Origin of the sequence: Pseudomonas sp. GL-RE-29, assembly GCF_019947275.1 — a bacterium.
In the GTDB taxonomy this organism is placed as follows: domain Bacteria; phylum Pseudomonadota; class Gammaproteobacteria; order Pseudomonadales; family Pseudomonadaceae; genus Aquipseudomonas; species Aquipseudomonas fluorescens_A.
In genome coordinates, this window is sequence record NZ_JAGYGD010000037.1 from 25,851 (window position 1) to 42,492 (window position 16,642).

Annotated in this window: 15 protein-coding genes; 9 read left to right on the top strand and 6 right to left on the bottom strand. The window is 61.1% G+C overall.

Annotated features, from left to right (window positions below):
* Nucleotides 1-138 precede the first annotated feature (138 nt).
* Both KGB21_RS24515 and KGB21_RS24520 read left to right on the top strand, forming a co-directional pair.
* Nucleotides 139-417 carry a DUF1145 domain-containing protein gene (locus KGB21_RS24515; RefSeq protein ID WP_034146768.1) on the top strand — a complete coding sequence of 93 codons (279 nt, stop codon included), beginning with the start codon at nucleotides 139-141 and terminating at the stop codon, nucleotides 415-417.
* Entirely contained in the window at nucleotides 410-1,168 is a 759-nt protein-coding gene (locus KGB21_RS24520) for a collagen-like protein (RefSeq protein WP_034146767.1), read from the top strand. Before KGB21_RS24515 ends, KGB21_RS24520 begins: the two co-directional genes overlap by 8 nt.
* Before the next feature lie 122 nt (nucleotides 1,169-1,290).
* Here the strand turns inward: KGB21_RS24520 and KGB21_RS24525 are convergent, their stop codons facing one another.
* Complete coding sequence (locus tag KGB21_RS24525) at nucleotides 1,291-1,755, bottom strand: CopD family protein (protein WP_034146766.1); 465 nt, start codon at nucleotides 1,753-1,755, stop codon at nucleotides 1,291-1,293.
* A gap of 99 nt (nucleotides 1,756-1,854) precedes the next feature.
* On the opposite strand from KGB21_RS24525, the gene dinG reads away from it, so the two are divergent.
* The 5 genes from dinG to pdxH all read left to right on the top strand — a co-directional run bounded on the left by dinG (nucleotide 1,855) and on the right by pdxH (nucleotide 9,822).
* Nucleotides 1,855-3,999 (top strand): ATP-dependent DNA helicase DinG, encoded by a 2,145-nt coding sequence (dinG, locus tag KGB21_RS24530; RefSeq protein ID WP_034146765.1) that lies wholly within the window; start codon nucleotides 1,855-1,857, stop codon nucleotides 3,997-3,999.
* 95 nt (nucleotides 4,000-4,094) lie between these two features.
* The gene (locus KGB21_RS24535; RefSeq protein WP_223506984.1) at nucleotides 4,095-6,596 is read left to right on the top strand and encodes a beta-galactosidase; all 2,502 of its coding nucleotides are present in this window, start codon (nucleotides 4,095-4,097) and stop codon (nucleotides 6,594-6,596) included.
* Between the two features lie 201 nt (nucleotides 6,597-6,797).
* Entirely contained in the window at nucleotides 6,798-7,943 is a 1,146-nt protein-coding gene (locus tag KGB21_RS24540; protein ID WP_223506985.1) for a serine hydrolase domain-containing protein, read from the top strand.
* A 114-nt stretch (nucleotides 7,944-8,057) separates the two neighbouring features.
* Nucleotides 8,058-9,149 (top strand): OmpA family protein, encoded by a 1,092-nt coding sequence (locus tag KGB21_RS24545; protein WP_223506986.1) that lies wholly within the window; start codon nucleotides 8,058-8,060, stop codon nucleotides 9,147-9,149.
* A gap of 25 nt (nucleotides 9,150-9,174) precedes the next feature.
* A complete protein-coding gene (gene pdxH, locus KGB21_RS24550) occupies nucleotides 9,175-9,822 on the top strand; it encodes a pyridoxamine 5'-phosphate oxidase (RefSeq protein WP_223506987.1) in 648 nt (215 codons plus the stop codon).
* Nucleotides 9,823-9,827: 5 nt separating this feature from the next.
* On the opposite strand, the gene KGB21_RS24555 is transcribed toward pdxH, so the two are convergent.
* Complete coding sequence (locus KGB21_RS24555; RefSeq protein ID WP_034146760.1) at nucleotides 9,828-10,064, bottom strand: hypothetical protein; 237 nt, start codon at nucleotides 10,062-10,064, stop codon at nucleotides 9,828-9,830.
* 166 nt (nucleotides 10,065-10,230) lie between these two features.
* On the opposite strand from KGB21_RS24555, the gene KGB21_RS24560 reads away from it, so the two are divergent.
* Nucleotides 10,231-10,695, top strand: a complete 465-nt coding sequence (locus KGB21_RS24560; RefSeq protein ID WP_034146759.1) for a glycine zipper 2TM domain-containing protein — start codon at nucleotides 10,231-10,233, stop codon at nucleotides 10,693-10,695.
* 64 nt (nucleotides 10,696-10,759) lie between these two features.
* Here KGB21_RS24560 and KGB21_RS24565 read toward each other — a convergent pair whose 3' ends face one another.
* The 3 genes from KGB21_RS24565 to nhaA all read right to left on the bottom strand — a co-directional run bounded on the left by KGB21_RS24565 (nucleotide 10,760) and on the right by nhaA (nucleotide 13,540).
* Nucleotides 10,760-11,035, bottom strand: coding sequence for a pyocin S6 family toxin immunity protein (locus KGB21_RS24565; protein ID WP_317846742.1), 276 nt, complete (start codon nucleotides 11,033-11,035; stop codon nucleotides 10,760-10,762).
* Nucleotides 11,032-12,231, bottom strand: coding sequence for a colicin E3/pyocin S6 family cytotoxin (locus tag KGB21_RS24570; RefSeq protein ID WP_034146758.1), 1,200 nt, complete (start codon nucleotides 12,229-12,231; stop codon nucleotides 11,032-11,034). The genes KGB21_RS24565 and KGB21_RS24570 overlap by 4 nt, the downstream gene beginning before the upstream one ends.
* A 121-nt stretch (nucleotides 12,232-12,352) precedes the next feature.
* Nucleotides 12,353-13,540: a Na+/H+ antiporter NhaA gene (nhaA, locus tag KGB21_RS24575; protein ID WP_223506988.1), complete on the bottom strand. Its 1,188-nt coding sequence runs from the start codon at nucleotides 13,538-13,540 to the stop codon at nucleotides 12,353-12,355.
* 238 nt (nucleotides 13,541-13,778) lie between these two features.
* Here nhaA and KGB21_RS24580 point away from each other — a divergent pair, with 238 nt between their 5' ends.
* The gene (locus KGB21_RS24580) at nucleotides 13,779-14,873 is read left to right on the top strand and encodes a PLP-dependent cysteine synthase family protein (RefSeq protein WP_223506989.1); all 1,095 of its coding nucleotides are present in this window, start codon (nucleotides 13,779-13,781) and stop codon (nucleotides 14,871-14,873) included.
* Between the two features lie 126 nt (nucleotides 14,874-14,999).
* On the opposite strand, the gene KGB21_RS24585 is transcribed toward KGB21_RS24580, so the two are convergent.
* On the bottom strand, nucleotides 15,000-16,613 hold the full coding sequence (locus KGB21_RS24585) for an NAD(P)/FAD-dependent oxidoreductase (protein WP_223506990.1): 1,614 nt from the start codon (nucleotides 16,611-16,613) through the stop codon (nucleotides 15,000-15,002).
* Between the last annotated feature and the right edge of the window lie 29 nt (nucleotides 16,614-16,642).

A 16,642-nucleotide genomic window follows, 5' to 3' on the forward strand; every position in this document is an offset into this window, starting at 1 on the left:
AGAGCTGTCGGGTCGATATTTGCATCGATCCGGCGGCCATTCGGCGATCTTCATGAAGAATTTTCGGTTGCCCTCTGGCTAATCCCGCGCGGAAGCCGTTACTGTGCGCCCAAAGAATAATTCTCATCGGGGGCGCGTATGAAGGTGATATGGGGGCTGGGGAGGCTGTTGACCCTGGTGTTCTGGTTGGTGGTGCTGGTCAATCAGCTCATGCCTTTCATCCATCCGCTGCACCTGCTGGTCAATCTGGCAGGCGGCCTGCTGGCGGGTCTTCATCTGTTGGAGGCAGTGTTCTGCTACCGCAGCCTCAGGGGCCGCGCCCACCCTTGGCTAGATCGCTTGAAAGTCCTCGTTTTCGGCGTTTTCCACCTGCAAACCATTCCGGCTCCGACCGCATCTAAGGCTTCCCATGCGTAAACTCTGTCTGCTCGCTGCACTTATCAGCCCATTGGCCTGCGCCCAAGTGGTCAGCGTTGAAACCAACTCGCTGATGCGCTTGCCCAACACCGCCAGCACGTTGCAGCTGGAACGCCTGGAAGTGGCCGATTACGGCACGCTGCTGATCCCCTCCAACGTGACCGAAGTCACTGTCAGCGAACTGCACCTGGGCCGTGATGCGCGGATCGCCATTGTGCCCAGCGAGCAGCCGCTGGAGCTGAAGGTCAGTCGTGCGGACTTGTCCGAGGGCAGCCAGATCACCGCGCGAGGTGCGCCAGGCACGTACCAGAAGGCTGCCCGTGCCGGGCGAAATCTGAATTTGCAGATCAAGACGCTGAAGGCACCGCAATTGATGGTGGACGCTCGCGGTGGTGCAGGTGCGCCGGGGTTTGTCGGCCTCGACGGGGCCAACGGCCAGGCACCAGGTTGCGCCTGGGGCCAGGCGGGTCGCGGTGCCGATGGCAGCGATGGCAGTGACGGACAACCAGGCGCGCCGGGCGCGTTGGTGCGATTGACCGTGCCACACGATTTCCCGGCAGACCAAATCAAGGTTCAGGTAGCCGGCGGTGCCGGTGGCGTGGCTGGTCCGGGCGGCAAGCCGGGGGCGGGTGGCAAAGCCAAGGGCTGTCTGGTCTACAAGGCCGACGGCGGCAAGAGCGGCAAACCGGGTGTCGACGGGCAACCGGGAGTTGCCGGAGCGGCGGGCTCTGTGACAGTACAGCGGTTGTAAAAACAATCAACAACCTGTGGCGAGGGAGCTTGCTCCCGCTGGGTCGCGAAGCGGCCCCAAAAGATGGGCCTGCTGCGCAGTCCAGCGGGAGCAAGCTCCCTCGCCACAAGGGCAGTGTCACTTCAAAATATTGGTCGTGCCGCCGCAATCGCCACCAGCACCAATCCCACAATCAAATTAATCCCCACCAACCGACGAATCCTTCCCAGCACCGCAGCTCCCGCTGGCCAATCCTCGGCCGTTACCGCCGTGCGCAGCTCCGGCAACATCAGCGCCTGGATCCGGATGAACAACGCAGTCATCACCACATACAACCCCATCATCACCTGCACATAACGCGGCGCGGTTTCAAACCCGGCGTATTGCAGATGGATCATGCCGACTCCGCTGATCGGCAACAGCAGCACCGCCACCCAGACCCAGCGAAAAAAACCTTGAAACACTTCTACCCACAGCTTTAACCGGGCAGGGCCTTCCAGCGCCTTTATCGCCGCGGGGCGCAAGACCATCCAGGCGAAAAACATGCCGCCCACCCACACCAGTGCGGCGAGGACATGCAAGCTATAAACGAGGCTAAAAGCGGTCATTCGGGTACTCCGTTCTGCGCGGGATTAATTAGCGGGGTATGATAGCCGCCGAACCGAACCACTGAAAATTTATCCAGCGTTTTTTGCGCCCGACAATCCATGATCAGCACCGAACTCAAAACCACGATCCAGGGCGCCTATTCGCGTTTTCTCGAAGCCAAGAGCCTCAAGCCGCGCTACGGCCAACGTCTGATGATCGCCGAAATTGCCAAGGTCCTCGGTGACATCGACACCGACGACGAAGGCCGGCGCAGTGGCGACCCCGCGATTGTCGCGGTGGAAGCCGGCACCGGTACCGGCAAGACCGTGGCCTACAGCCTCGCGGCGATCCCGACGGCGAAAGCCGCTGGCAAACGCCTGGTGATCGCCACGGCCACCGTCGCCCTGCAAGAGCAGATCGTCTACAAGGACTTGCCCGACCTGATGCGCAACAGCGGGCTGAATTTCAGTTTCGCCCTGGCCAAGGGCCGCGGGCGCTACATGTGCCTGTCCAAGCTCGACATGTTGCTCCAGGAAGGTCACGCACAAACCGCCACGGCGCAGTTGTTCGAGGAAGAAGGCTTCAAGATCGAAGTCGATGAGGCCAGCCAGAAACTGTTCACCAGCATGATCGAAAAGCTCGCCGGCAATAAATGGGACGGCGACCGCGACAGTTGGTCCACCGCGCTCGAAGACGCCGACTGGGCGCGCCTGACCACCGATCACAGCCAGTGCACCAACCGTCATTGCCCGAACTTTGGCCAGTGCGCCTTCTACAAGGCCCGTGAAGGCATGGGCAAGGTCGACGTGATCGTCACCAACCACGACATGGTCCTGGCCGACCTGGCGTTGGGCGGCGGCGCGGTGCTGCCCGATCCGCGCGACACCATCTACGTGTTCGACGAAGGCCATCACCTGCCGGACAAGGCCATCGGCCACTTCGCCCATTACACGCGGCTGCGTTCCACCGCCGACTGGCTGGAAACCACCGCCAAGAACCTTACCAAATTGCTCGCCCAACACCCGTTGCCGGGCGATCTGGGCAAGTTGATCGAGCAAGTGCCGGAGCTGGCGCGGGAGATCAAGACCCAGCAACAATTCATGTTCACCGCTTGCGAGCAGGCCGCCGATTTCAAACCCGGCGAAGACGTTGAAGGTCGCGAGCGACCGCGTCACCGTTTCGTCGGCGGGGTAATTCCCGAGCACATGCGCGAGATGGGCATTGAACTGAAAAAAGGCTTCGCCCGCCTGACCGACTTGTTCACGCGTCTTACTGAATTGCTCAAGGAAGGCATGGACGGCGAGGTCAACATTGGCATCGCCAGTAATCAGGCCGAAGAGTGGTACCCGTTGTTCGGCAGCCTGTTGTCCCGCTCTTCGGGCAACTGGGAGCTGTGGGTCGCGTTCACCGCTGAAGACCCGGAAGACAACCCGCCGATGGCGCGGTGGCTGACCCTGGCCGAAAGCGGCTCGCTGTTCGACATCGAGGTCAACGCCAGCCCGATCCTCGCGGCCGAAATGCTCCGGCGCAATCTGTGGAACGTGGCCTACGGTGCGCTCGTCACCTCGGCAACCTTGACTGCCCTCGGCACCTTCGACCGTTTCCGCATGCGTGCCGGCCTGCCGAAGAAAGCCGTGACCGCCGTGGTCCCGAGCCCGTTCCATCACGCCGACGCCGGCGTGCTGCGGGTGCCGAACCTCAACGCCGATCCCCGCGATGCAGCCGCGCACACCGCCGCGATCATCCGCGATCTGCCGGACCTGGTCGAAGGCTCGCGCGGCACGTTGGTGCTGTTCTCTTCGCGTAAACAGATGCAGGACGTGTTCGACGGTCTGGATCGCGACTGGCGCAAGCAAGTGTTCATTCAAGGCAACCTGTCGAAACAGGAAACCCTGAACAAGCACAAGGCACGGGTCGATGGCGGGGATTCCAGCGTGCTGTTCGGTCTGGCGAGTTTTGCCGAGGGCGTCGACTTGCCCGGTGCTTATTGCGAGCACGTGGTCATCGCGAAGATACCGTTCTCGGTGCCGGACGATCCGGTCGAGGCGGCGCTGGCCGAATGGATCGAGGCCCGTGGCGGTAATCCGTTCATGGAAATCTCGGTGCCGGACGCCTCGCTGAAACTGGTCCAGGCCTGCGGTCGTCTGCTGCGCACCGAAGAAGACCGCGGCACCATCACTCTGCTTGATCGGCGTCTGGTGACCCAGCGCTATGGCAAAGCGATCCTCAATGCGTTGCCTCCTTTCCGTCGTGAAATTTCCTGAAACACCGGTGGGCAGTTTTGCCCGCCGCGTTGTCTATCTCTCTGTCATCGCTTTTCCATTGGCCCACCGAGGTCGTTAGGGAGAATTTCGTTCTCATGATTCGCCGTTCGCTGCCTGCTGTTTTTGCCCTGTTGTTCGCAACGCCCTTGCTGGCCGCTCCCGCGGGCCAGCAGACGCTGTTCAACTTTGTGCGCCCTGCCGACGTGGTTCAGGTGGCGACCCAGGACGCCAGCCTGCCGCAATCCAACGCCGAGCAAACTGCCGAAGGTGAAGTGCTGCGCCGGGTGACGTTCAACCCGGTAGCCCGGCCCACCCTGCGCCTGACCCCGCAGACCGGGGCGTGGGACTGGTCGCAGTCGGGTGCCATGAGCCTACGGGTGCAAAGCGCCATGAACTGGGCCGTGACCTTGTACGTGACCATCCAGAGCAACGACGGCAAGACATTGGTCAGCCGCGTCGATCTGCCGGCCGGCCCGGCGCAAACCCTATTGGTGCCATTGCAACCGACGTCGTCGCTGAGCCAGGGCATGAAGGCCGGCCCACCAATGCCGATGACGGTGGACGGCCAGCGCATTTTGCTGGCCAGCAGTGTCGGTGAACTGGATCGCGGCCAAGTGGTGTCGGTGAGCATTTCGATGGATCAACCGAAAGTGGCCCAGAGTATTCTGCTGGAGCGCTTCGGCGTGCAGGATGCCGAGGCCGTGACCCAGGCCGTGTACGGCGGGTTGGTCGATGCTTATGGCCAATCGTCCCGGGCGAAATGGCCGGAGAAGGTCAGCAGCGACGAACAACTCAAAAGCGCCGCGGCCAAGGAACAGCAACAACTGAAAACCTGGCTGGCCGAGCGCGAAAAGGCCTCCCTCGATAAGTTTGGCGGTTCGACCAAGGGGCCAACGTTCAAGGCCAGCGGCTTTTTCCGCACCGAGAAACGTGACGGTCGTTGGTATCTGGTAACGCCGCAAGGGCATCCGTTCTATTCGCTGGGGGTCAACACCGTCACGGCGGACGTCAACCAGACCTACATCGCCGGTCGCGAATGGATGTTCGAATCCCTGCCCAAGGCTGAGGAACCGCTGGCCAGTCACTTCGGTGAAGGCGATAACCGCGGTGGCAACGGCGTCGATCAGGGCCGGGGCTTCAATGCCGGGAAGTGGTATGACTTCTATGGCGCCAATCTGCAGCGTCTGTATGGCGATCCTTGTTCTTTGGGCAGCGACACCAAGGCCGGCGTTGCTGAAGCGGCCAAGGCCGATGCGGTAGAGGCGACGGCGGAGAAGGCCGCCGAGCAACCCGTCGCGCCATCTTCGCCTGAATCCGGTGTCGCCGAAGCCGCCAAGGCTGGTGCCGCCGATGCGACGGTGGCGAAAGCTGCCGAGCCAACACCTGCCGAACCCTGCAAAGCGACGTTTGATGAGCAGCGCTGGACCCGTCACACCCTCGATCGCCTGCAAGCCTGGGGTTTCAACACCCTCGGCAACTGGAGCGCGTCGGCACTGGGTGACGCTGAACGCGTGCCGTATACCTTACCGCTGTCGATCGTCGGCGATTACGCCAGCATCAGCACCGGCAGCGACTGGTGGGGCGGCATGCCCGATCCATTTGACCCGCGTTTCGCCATGGCGACCGAACGTGCTGTGGCCATCGCCGCCCGCGACCATCGCGATGATCCCTGGCTGATCGGTTACTTCGCCGACAACGAACTGGCGTGGGCCGGTCCCGGCGATGATCCGAAAGCCCGTTACGCGCTGGCCTACGGCACCTTGAAAATGACCACTGACGTGCCGGCCAAACGCGCATTCCTCAAGCAATTGCGCGACAAGTACCGCAATCAGGCGGGGCTTTCCAAGGCATGGGGCATTGATTTGCCTGCGTGGGAATTGATGGAAGATCCCGGTTTCGTGCCGCCGCTGCCAAGCGCCGAACACCCGGAAATCGAGGCTGACTTCAAATACTTCCAGAAGGTATTTGCCGACACCTACTTCAAGACCATTTCCGATTCACTCAAGTGGCACGCGCCGAACCAGCTGTTGCTCGGTGGCCGCTTTGCCATCAGCACCCCGGAAGCGGTCGATTCCTGCGCCCAGTATTGCGACGTGCTGAGCTTCAACATGTATACCCTGCAACCGCAGGATGGTTACGACTTCGCCAAACTGCGCAGCCTCGACAAACCGGTGCTGATCACCGAATTCAATTTCGGCTCGACCGATCGCGGCCCGTTCTGGGGCGGCGTGACGCAACTGGCGAAGGAAGAAGACCGTGGGCCGGCCTACGCCAACTTCCTGAAACAGGCGCTGAGCGAACCGTCGATAGTCGGCGTGCACTGGTTCCAGTACCTCGACCAGCCCGTCACCGGGCGCCTGCTGGATGGCGAAAACGGTCACTTTGGTCTGGTGGGTATTACCGATCTGCCGTTTCAGGGCTTTGTCGACAGCGTGCGCAAGAGCAATTTGGCAACGGTCGATCAATTGGGCAAAGAGGCCGAGAAGGCCGCCGCCGAGGTCGACAAAGCGAGCCATGACGCTGAGGGCGGACGCGAAGCCCAAGCCGGCAAAGGTCCGGGGAAGGGCGCTGGTGGGCACTCCGGCAAGGGTCACTAATTTTTGAGGCCGCCAAGATCGCAGCCTTCGGCAGCTCCTACAGGGGAAATGTGAACACTTTGAAGGAGCTGCCGCAGGCTGCGATCTTTTGATTTTCATCCTGATCTTGAATTGACCGCCCAGCCCGCCCCTGTTCCCAAAACTCTCAGGGGCTGGAACAATGCGGCCCACTTTACAGAACGTTTTTCCGGGGAGTTGCGGGTGCAGATTCAGGGTCATTACGAGCTTAAGTTCGAGGCAGTGCGTGAAGCGTTCGCGGCGCTGTTCGACGATCCTCAGGAACGCGGCGCGGCGTTGTGCATCCAGATCGGCGGCGAAACCGTCGTCGACCTGTGGTCCGGCACCGCCGACAAGGATGGCGCCGAGGCCTGGCACAGCGACACCATCGCCAACCTGTTCTCCTGCACCAAGACCTTCACCGCCGTCACCGCCCTGCAATTGGTGGCCGAGGGCAAACTGCAGCTGGATGCCCCGGTTGCCCGCTTCTGGCCCGAGTTCGCCGCCGCTGGCAAAGAATCCGTCACCCTGCGCCAACTGCTCTGCCATCAGGCCGGTCTGCCGGCGTTGCGCGAGTTGCTGGCCCCCGAAGCGCTTTACGACTGGCAAACCATGGTCGACGCCCTGGCCGCCGAAGCACCGTGGTGGACACCGGGTGAAGGCCACGGGTATGCGGCTATCACCTACGGCTGGTTGGTCGGTGAGTTGCTGCGCCGAGTCGACGGTCGCGGGCCGGGCGAATCCATCGTGGCGCGGGTCGCCAAGCCACTGGGTCTGGATTTTCACGTCGGCCTGGCCGATGAAGAGTTTCACCGCGTGGCGCATATCGCCCGTGGCAAGGGCAACGTCGGCGATGCGGCGGCCCAGCGTCTGCTGCAAGTGACCATGCGCGAACCAACGGCCATGACCACACGTGCGTTCACCAACCCGCCGTCGGTCCTGACCAGCACCAACAAACCCGAATGGCGGCGCATGCAGCAACCGGCGGCCAACGGCCACGGCAATGCGCGCAGCCTGGCCGGGTTCTACGCCGGTTTGCTCGACGGTAGTTTGCTGGAAGGCGAAATGCTCGACGAATTGACGCGCGAGCACAGCGTAGGCGAGGACAAGACTTTACTGACCCGGACCCGTTTCGGCCTGGGTTGCATGCTCGATCAGCCGGATGTGCCTAACGCGACATTCGGCCTGGGCCCGCGAGCGTTCGGTCATCCGGGCGCGGGCGGCTCCATCGGTTTTGCTGACCCGGAGCACGACGTGGCCTTCGGTTTTGTGACAAATACACTGGGGCCGTACGTCTTGATGGATCCGCGCGCACAAAAGCTTGTGCGGGTACTGGCCACTTGTCTGTAAATCACGCCCAAGGGTTCCGGAGCTGGAACCCGAAAGCCTTTTCAGTTTCCAAGCGTCTGTTTATACGTGCCGATACGGCCTGATTTTTTATTACTTCATTTTTGTGGATATCCAATGTCAACCAAACCCACCCTCGCTTTGGCACTGTGCTTCGCTATTACCGGTTGCGCGCAGACTCCTAAAAATGATGCAGACGGCGGCAGTTGGTGGCCGTTCGGTTCCTCCGACAAAGTCGCAGCCAAAGAGCCGGCTCCGGCACCCTTGAAACCTGCCGCGACCGCCCCGGTGGCCAAGGCTGAAAGCACCAGCCCTTGGTACTGGCCGTTCGGCGCCGAGGAAGTGCTCGACAAAAAGCCAGAGGTAAAACCTGAAGCCAAGCCGGTCGAAGTTGCCAAGGCTGAGGCAAAGGAAAGTGGCAATTGGTGGTGGCCGTTCGGCGGCAAAGAGCAGAGCACCGCCAAAGCCGTGCCGATGCCGGATCCGAAAGTCACCCAGGCCTGGCTCGACGACTACGAGCCGCGTCTGCGTGCAGCGATCAAGGACAGCAACCTGCAACTCGAACGCCGTGAAAACGTGTTGGTCGTCACCGCGCCGGTCGAAGGCTCGTTCAACCCGGATCGCCCGGCCATGTTGCTGCCCGTGACCCTCGGCCCGTTCACGCGCGTCGCGAAAATCCTCGAAGTCGATCCAAAAACCGCCGTGCTGGTACTTGGTCACAGCGATACCTCGGGCGCCGCGCCGGCCAACGTCAAGTTGAGCCAGGAACGTGCGCAAGCCGTGGCTGCGATCTTCCGTCTCAGCGGTCTGCAGCGAGATCGCCTGATGCTGCGCGGCATGGGCGGTGAAGCTCCGCGTGCCGCCAACGACAGCGTTGAAGGTCGCGCCTTGAACCGTCGCGTGGAACTGCTGGTGACGCCGCAAAACACCATGGTCGCGCTGCTGAGCAAGTACAACATGCCGGCTCCGGCACCGGTGCGCATGGTTGCGGCCCAGGACATCAAGCCAGTCGCCAAGCCAGTGACGCCAGCGCCGGCCGATGCTAAAAAAGCGGCTGCACCGGTGGCGAAAAAGGCCCCGGCCAAAAAAGCGGCCAAGGCTCCAGCCAAGAAAGCCCCGGCTAAAACCGCGACGCCAGCGAAAAAGACTACACCGGCCAAAGCGACTGCCGAGGCAACGAAAGTCGCCGCCGATACCACAAAGAAGTGATTCGTTAACCCAAAAGGAATGCGCCATGACCAAGGCCCTGGCTGATATGCGCCGTGACTACACCCGTGATGGCCTGACCGAGGCGCAAGCCCCGGCCGAGCCGTTCGCGCTGTTCCATCAGTGGTTCGCTGATGCGGTGAAAACCGAGCAGGCGCCAGTCGAGGCCAATGCCATGACCCTGGCCACGGTCGATCAGGACGGCCGGCCGCATTGCCGCATTCTGCTGCTCAAGGGCCTGGACGCACAGGGCTTCACGTTCTTCACCAATTACGACAGCGCCAAGGGCCAGCACCTGGCCGCGAACCCGTTCGCGGCCATGACCTTTTTCTGGCCTGCCCTGGAGCGTCAGGTGCGCATCGAGGGGCGGGTGGTCAAGGTCACGCCGCAAGAGTCTGACGCTTACTATCAGGTTCGCCCGCTGGGCAGCCGCCTCGGTGCCTGGGCTTCGCCGCAGAGCCGGGTGATTGCCGATCGTGGAGAGTTGGAGGCGCTGCTCAAGGACACCGAGCAACGTTTCAGCGACACCCAGCCCCACTGCCCTGAACACTGGGGTGGTTATCGCTTGCTGCCGGAGCGCATCGAGTTCTGGCAGGGCCGTCCAAGCCGCCTGCACGACCGCCTCAATTACCGTTTGCAGGGCGCCGACTGGATTCTTGAACGTCTGGCACCCTAAGCAGTCTACCGATCGGGATACCCTGCCGCAGCGGCCTCCAGCCACTTCGGCAGGTCTCGACGCCTGATCTTCTGCGCCTGCGCGCTCGCCAATCGTTCGAGCATGAACGCTTTTTTCTGCTCATCCTGACCGGCCAGGGCCAGCGCCAGATCGCGGTCCATCCAGCGTTTGATACGCACGTACAGCCACCAGTGGAAGTACAGTCCGGCAACGGTAGTGACGACAATGATAAAGTAATCCATGAAAATCCCGTGTCAGCAGCGCAGATCATTGAATTTGCCGCGTTCGCCCGTCAGCTTGCGGCAGCGCCTGTACTGGAACTGAATGAAACCATTTTTATCCGGGCGATGCCGTGACAGGCGTCAAGCTGCGGAGTTTAATGATTACCTGTCCTTTGGAGTTGATGCTATGCGTAAGTCTGTTCTGCTGGTTGCTTCCTTTTCCACGATGGCGATGTTGCTCACTGGCTGCCAATCGAGCTTGACCGGTGACTCCTATTCCCGTGACGAAGCGCGTCGGGTGCAGACGATTCGCATGGGCACCATCGAAGCCCTGCGTCCGGTGAAAATCGAAGGCACCAAAACCCCGATCGGCGGCCTCGCCGGTGCAGCGGTTGGTGGCGTGGGTGGTAGCGCCATCGGTGGCGGTAAAGGCAGTATCGTTGCTGCGGTCATCGGCGCAGTCGCCGGCGGCCTCGTCGGTTCGGCGGCCGAAGAAGGCCTGACCCGTACCCAGGGCGTGGAAATCACCGTCCGCGAAGACGACGGCAGCATGCGCGCCTACGTGCAACAGGTTCAAGAGAACGAAGTGTTCCGTGTTGGCGAGCGTGTGCGGATTGCTACCGTTGACGGCACGAGCCGCGTTTCGCACTAAGCGGGAAAATGGGTAAATGAAAACCCCGATCAGGTGACTGGTCGGGGTTTTTGTTTGTGCATAATTACTGGGCGCTAAAGCGCGTCCCGATGAAGTATTCCAGCCCAGTTGGGAAATTCGTTTTGAGTAAATCTGCAACCTGCCGGATCTGCTGTTCAGTAAGTTCCAGTTCACCGGGCTCCAAGTCTTCAAGTGGCTTTGATTCGGTCAATTGAGCCAGAGCCTGGTTTAGCTTGTAGTCTTTGATAGCTAATTCGAACTGCAATGCATCGTTCTGCTTCTCATCTGGGTAAAAACCGGTAATGGAAAGGTAGCGCATGTTTTTTATCTCTTGGGTCACTTTGGAGTCCTTCTTCCCGGCTTAGCGTCCTTTGTTCGCTCCCCCGTCAAATGATTGAATTCGCCTAGATGTTCTCCTAATTTATCGTACTTTTCGACTGCGCCGCTTTTGGAGTCCCACTCGTATATCCTTCCTTTGCGGTCAACCCAGCGAGCTCGTTTTTTACCGCCACCCTGGACTGAAGATTTCGATTTCACTCGGGTAACGTCAGGGAAAGCTGGAAGTGTTTCAGGATCATCGTAGTACTTATGATCCCCCGGCAGACTCATTACAATGTAAACCGGCTTCACCCTCGACCCCACCGGAAACACAAGAATGAAATCCTTGTAATCAGGCGGATAAACCGGGTTCACGATGATGCCGTCCGCCTGTTTCGTCGGCGGATAAACCCAGATGTGCGGGGCTTGCGGGGCGGCTTCCAGTTTGGGGATGCCGAGGATGTCGGAAGCGTCTACTGCCGGGGTCCAGATCAGTTCGATGCCTTCACCTAGGTCGGCGACGTAGTGGCTGCCTCGCCAAGCAATCTGCACCACATCGACCATTTCCCAATCACGGTTCTTGCCTGTGTAAAAGGCGTAGCCCTTGAGGCTGCCGTCAGCCTGTTGTTCGATTTGCAGCCGCATACGCGTGCGGGCCTGCTTGAGGGCGCGAAGTTGGTCTTCGGTGTAGAGGGCGCTGTCGCCCAGGCTGGGTGTCCAGAATACGGCGACCAGCCCGGTCAATGTCGCGGCGCCAGCCGTACCGAGAGCAACGCCTGCGCTAACGACCGGAGCGACGAGAGCCGGCGCGCGAAGTGCCAGTTGACCGAGGCCGAGTGAAAGGGTGGAGCCGCTGATCGTTTTCAGATTCAGCAGACCGCTTTCATCTACGTCGCGAGCACCCAGCCAGGCGATTTCGCCGTAATCCTCGAGGCTGTCGGTGGGCACCATTCCCGAGGGGGTGGAGTAATCGATGATTGAGTCTGGCAAGTTGCAGGATTTGGCGAAGACGCAGCCGGCCCGAAAGGGCTCTTGTGCTGCCTGGATGACCGGACGTTTACGTTCGAAGGCATCTTGCCTGGCGAGCATGGCCTCATAGGCGCTTTGCCTGCTCTCGCGAGCTGCCAGTTCGGAATCCGTCAAGAAGCGGTAGGTTATGTGATGTCCGTCGCCTGACGGTGGGTTTGGCACCCGTGGAATGTCCTTTTGCCCAGCCACTGATTGTCCTTGTGCATTCGTCGATCGGCAGCCCCGGGAAGGGGCTGCGCGACGTTAACGAACGCGACGGAGCGTGGCTGTAGGACGGGTCTTGAATGACCCTAAGAATTGTCTCTGTTTCTCAGGACGGCAAAGCGGTGTTCTTGCGACTCGCCATCGCCGTCACCGCATAACCGATCAACGCCGCCAGTATCGAACCGGTCAAAATCCCCATCCGGTCCATCCCTGCGTAGTCGCTGGCGCCCGGCACAAACGCCAGGGAGCCGACGAACAGGCTCATGGTGAAGCCAATGCCGCATAGAATCGCGACGCCCAATATCTGACCCCAGTTGGCGCCTTGGGGCAGGGCGGCGATGCCGATTTTCACCGCCAGCCAGGTCAGGCCAAACACGCCAACGGTCTTGCCCAGCAGCAGGCCGACCGCAATGCCCATCGGTACGTCGTGGGTGAAACTCTCGACGGTGACGCCACTCAGGGACAGGCCGGCGTTGGCGAAAGCGAACAGCGGCAAGATGCCGTAGGCGACCCATGGGTGCAGCGCATGTTCGAGAGTCAGCAGTGGCGAAGGCTCGGCGTTTTTCGTGCGCAGCGGGATGCAAAAGGCCAGTGTTACACCGGCCAGCGTGGCGTGCACGCCGCTTTTTAGCACGCAGACCCAGAGAATCAAACCGATGATCATGTAGGGCCCGAGCTTGACCACGCCAAGCCGGTTCATCCCGATCAGCGCCGCGATGCAGGCTGCGGCCAATGCCAGGGACAGCGTCGACAATGCACCGGAGTAGAAGATCGCAATGATGATAATTGCGCCGAGGTCGTCGATGATTGCCAGGGTCATCAGGAACAGCTTCAGCGACACTGGCACGCGTTTGCCCAGCAGCGCCAGGACACCTAGGGCGAAGGCGATGTCGGTGGCGGTTGGAATCGCCCAGCCGCCCAGGGCTGCCGGGTTGTCACGGTTGAGGAACCAGTAGATCAGCGCCGGCACCACCATACCGCCGATGGCGGCGGCACCCGGCAGCACGATCTGCGACGGTTTGGACAGCTGGCCGTCGAGGACTTCGCGCTTCACTTCCAGGCCAATCAGCAGGAAGAACAGCGCCATCAGCCCGTCGTTGATCCACAGCAGCAACGGCTTGGCGATTTTCAGGGCGCCGACCTGGGCCACCACCGGCGTGTCCAGCAAGCCGTTGTAGAGCCATGACAGCGAGGAGTTGTTGATGACCAAAGCGAGGACAGCCGCGGCGATCAATAACAGACCGCTGGCAGCTTCCAACTGAAAGAAACGCGTGAAAGTGCTACGCAGAGGCAAGGTCGCTCTCCATCGATGAGTTCAAAAGGTGGGACACCCTAACCCGTACCGTTAGTTGTTAAAACAAAAGTTATATTCTTTTTTGTTATATGTCGTTACAACGTGATTGTCCCGCACGGACCTGAGCCTAGCAGTTGCCGAGCGTATTGAAGCTCAGCTGTACCTGTGCTGGATGTAGGTTTTTTCCTAAGCTTGATTATTGAGGCAGATTCCTGGCCGATCCAACGAGAAAATCACCATGAGCGACAACCGACAGTGGGCCCGCGAAGCCATCCGGATTATTGAAGCCGACTTTCAGCGCAGCGCCGACACCCACCTGATCCCATTGCCGCTCCCGGGTTTTCCGGGCATCGAGTTGTACTTCAAGGATGAGTCGAGCCATCCCACCGGCAGCCTCAAGCATCGGTTGGCGCGCTCGTTGTTTCTTTACGCGTTGTGTAACGGCTGGCTCAAGCCCGGCGCGCCGGTGATCGAGGCTTCAAGCGGCTCGACTGCGATTTCCGAGGCGTACTTCGCCCGTATGCTGGGCTTGCCGTTTATTGCGGTGATGCCGGCGACCACCTCCAGGGAAAAAATCGCACAGATAGCCTTCTACGGTGGACAGAGTCATCTGGTGGAGGATCCGACGCAGATCTACGCCGAGTCCGAGCGCCTGGCCCGGGAACACGACGGGCACTTCATCGACCAGTTCACCTACGCCGAGCGCGCCACCGACTGGCGGGCGAACAACAACATCGCCGAATCGATATTCCAGCAGATGCGTTTCGAGCAGCATCCGGAGCCGAGCTGGCTGATTTCAAGCCCCGGCACCGGCGGCACCACGGCAACGCTGGGACGTTACGTGCGTTATCGCCAGCACCGCACTCGCGTGTTGTGCGCCGATGCCGAGCGCTCGGTGTTTTTCGACCACTACCAGACCGGCGATGCCAGCCTTCGCCTGGATCACGGTTCGCGAATTGAAGGTATTGGCCGACCGCGGGTGGAAGCGTCGTTCCTGCCCAAGGTGATCGATGCGATGGTCAAGGTGCCGGACGCATTGTCGCTGGCGGCCATGCATTACCTGGCCGAACGTTTGGGACGACATGTGGGCGGATCGAGCGGGACCAACCTGATTGGCGCATTGATGGCGGCGCAACAGATGGCGTCAGCGGGGGAGGCGGGGTCGATCGTGGCGATCTTGTGCGATGGCGGCGAGCGCTATGCCACGACGTATTACGATCAGGCTTGGCTCAAGGCTGAGGGGTATGAGTTGAGTGGGTTGATCGATGCGGTAGCAGCGACCGTCGAGCGCGGCGAGCCGCTGCCGGCCTCGGTTCTGCGGGCCAATATCTAGGATCTTTCAAACAATGATGGCCCCCTGTAGGAGCGAGCCTGCTCGCGATAGCGGTAGATCAGCCAACATTTTTGTTGAATGGTAATCCGCGATCGCGAGCAGGCTCGCTCCTACAAGGGGTTGGCGTTAAGCCTCCAGGCCGAGAATGTCGCGGGCCACGGCTTCCGCAATGCGAATCCCATCGACACCCGCCGACAAGATCCCGCCCGCATAACCCGCGCCTTCACCCGCCGGGAACAGGCCTTTCACGTTCAGGCTCTGCATCGACTCGTTACGGGTAATGCGCAGCGGTGACGAGGTGCGGGTCTCGATCCCGGTCAATACCGCGTCGTGCAGCGAGTAGCCGCGAATCTGCTTCTCGAACGCCGGCAAGGCTTCGCGAATCGCTTCGATGGCGAAGGCCGGCAAGGCCAGCGCCAGGTCACCCAAGGCAACGCCCGGCTTGTAGGACGGTTCAACACTGCCCAACTCGGTTGACGGCTTGCCAGCGATAAAGTCGCCGACCAGTTGCGCCGGCGCTTCGTAGTTGCTGCCGCCCAGCACAAAGGCGTGGGATTCCAGGCGTTCCTGCAACTCGATACCGGCCAGCGGTCCGCCCGGATAATCGACTTCCGGGGTGATGCCGACGACGATTCCGGAGTTGGCGTTACGCTCGTTACGCGAGTACTGGCTCATGCCGTTGGTGACCACGCGATTCGGCTCGGACGTCGCCGCGACCACCGTGCCGCCCGGGCACATGCAGAAGCTGTAGACCGAACGGCCGTTCTTGGCGTGGTGCACCAGTTTGTAGTCGGCGGCGCCGAGTTTCGGGTGGCCGGCGTACTTGCCCAGGCGCGCGCGGTCGATCAGCGACTGCGGGTGCTCGATGCGAAACCCCACCGAGAACGGTTTGGCTTCCATGTAAACGCCACGGCCGTGGAGCATGCGGAAGGTGTCGCGGGCGCTGTGGCCGAGGGCCAGGATCACGTGTTTCGAGTGGATCTGCTCGCCGCCATCGAGTTCGACGCCGACCAGTTGGCCGTCTTCGATCAGCACGTCGGTGACCCGTTGCTGGAAGCGAACTTCGCCGCCCATGGCGCGAATCTGCTCACGCATGTTTTCCACGACGCCGGTCAGACGGAACGTACCGATGTGCGGTTTGCTGACGTAGAGGATTTCTTCCGGGGCGCCGGCCTTGACGAACTCATTGAGGACTTTGCGCCCGATGAATTTCGGGTCCTTGATCTGGCTGTAGAGCTTGCCGTCGGAGAATGTCCCCGCGCCGCCCTCGCCGAATTGCACGTTGGACTCGGGGTTGAGCACGTTTTTACGCCACAGGCCCCAGGTGTCCTTGGTGCGCTGGCGCACTTCGGTGCCGCGTTCGAGGATGATCGGCTTGAAGCCCATTTGCGCCAGCAACAGCCCGGCAAAGATCCCGCACGGCCCGAAGCCGACGACGACAGGGCGCGCGTTCAGATCAGCTGGCGCCTGGCCGACCATTTTGTAGCTGACATCCGGTGCCACGTTGACGTTACGGTCATCGGCGAACTTGTGCAGCACTGCCGCCTCATCGCGAACGTTGAGGTCGATGGTGTAGATGAAGCACAGTTCGGAGGACTTCTTGCGCGCATCGTAGCTGCGCTTGAACAAGGTGAAGTCGAGCAAGTCATCGCTGGCAATGCCCAAGCGCTGCACGATGGCAGGGCGCAGGTCTTCATCGGGATGGTCGATCGGCAGCTTGAGTTCGGTGATTCGTAACATGACGGGATCCGGGTTCGCGGGGCGCACAA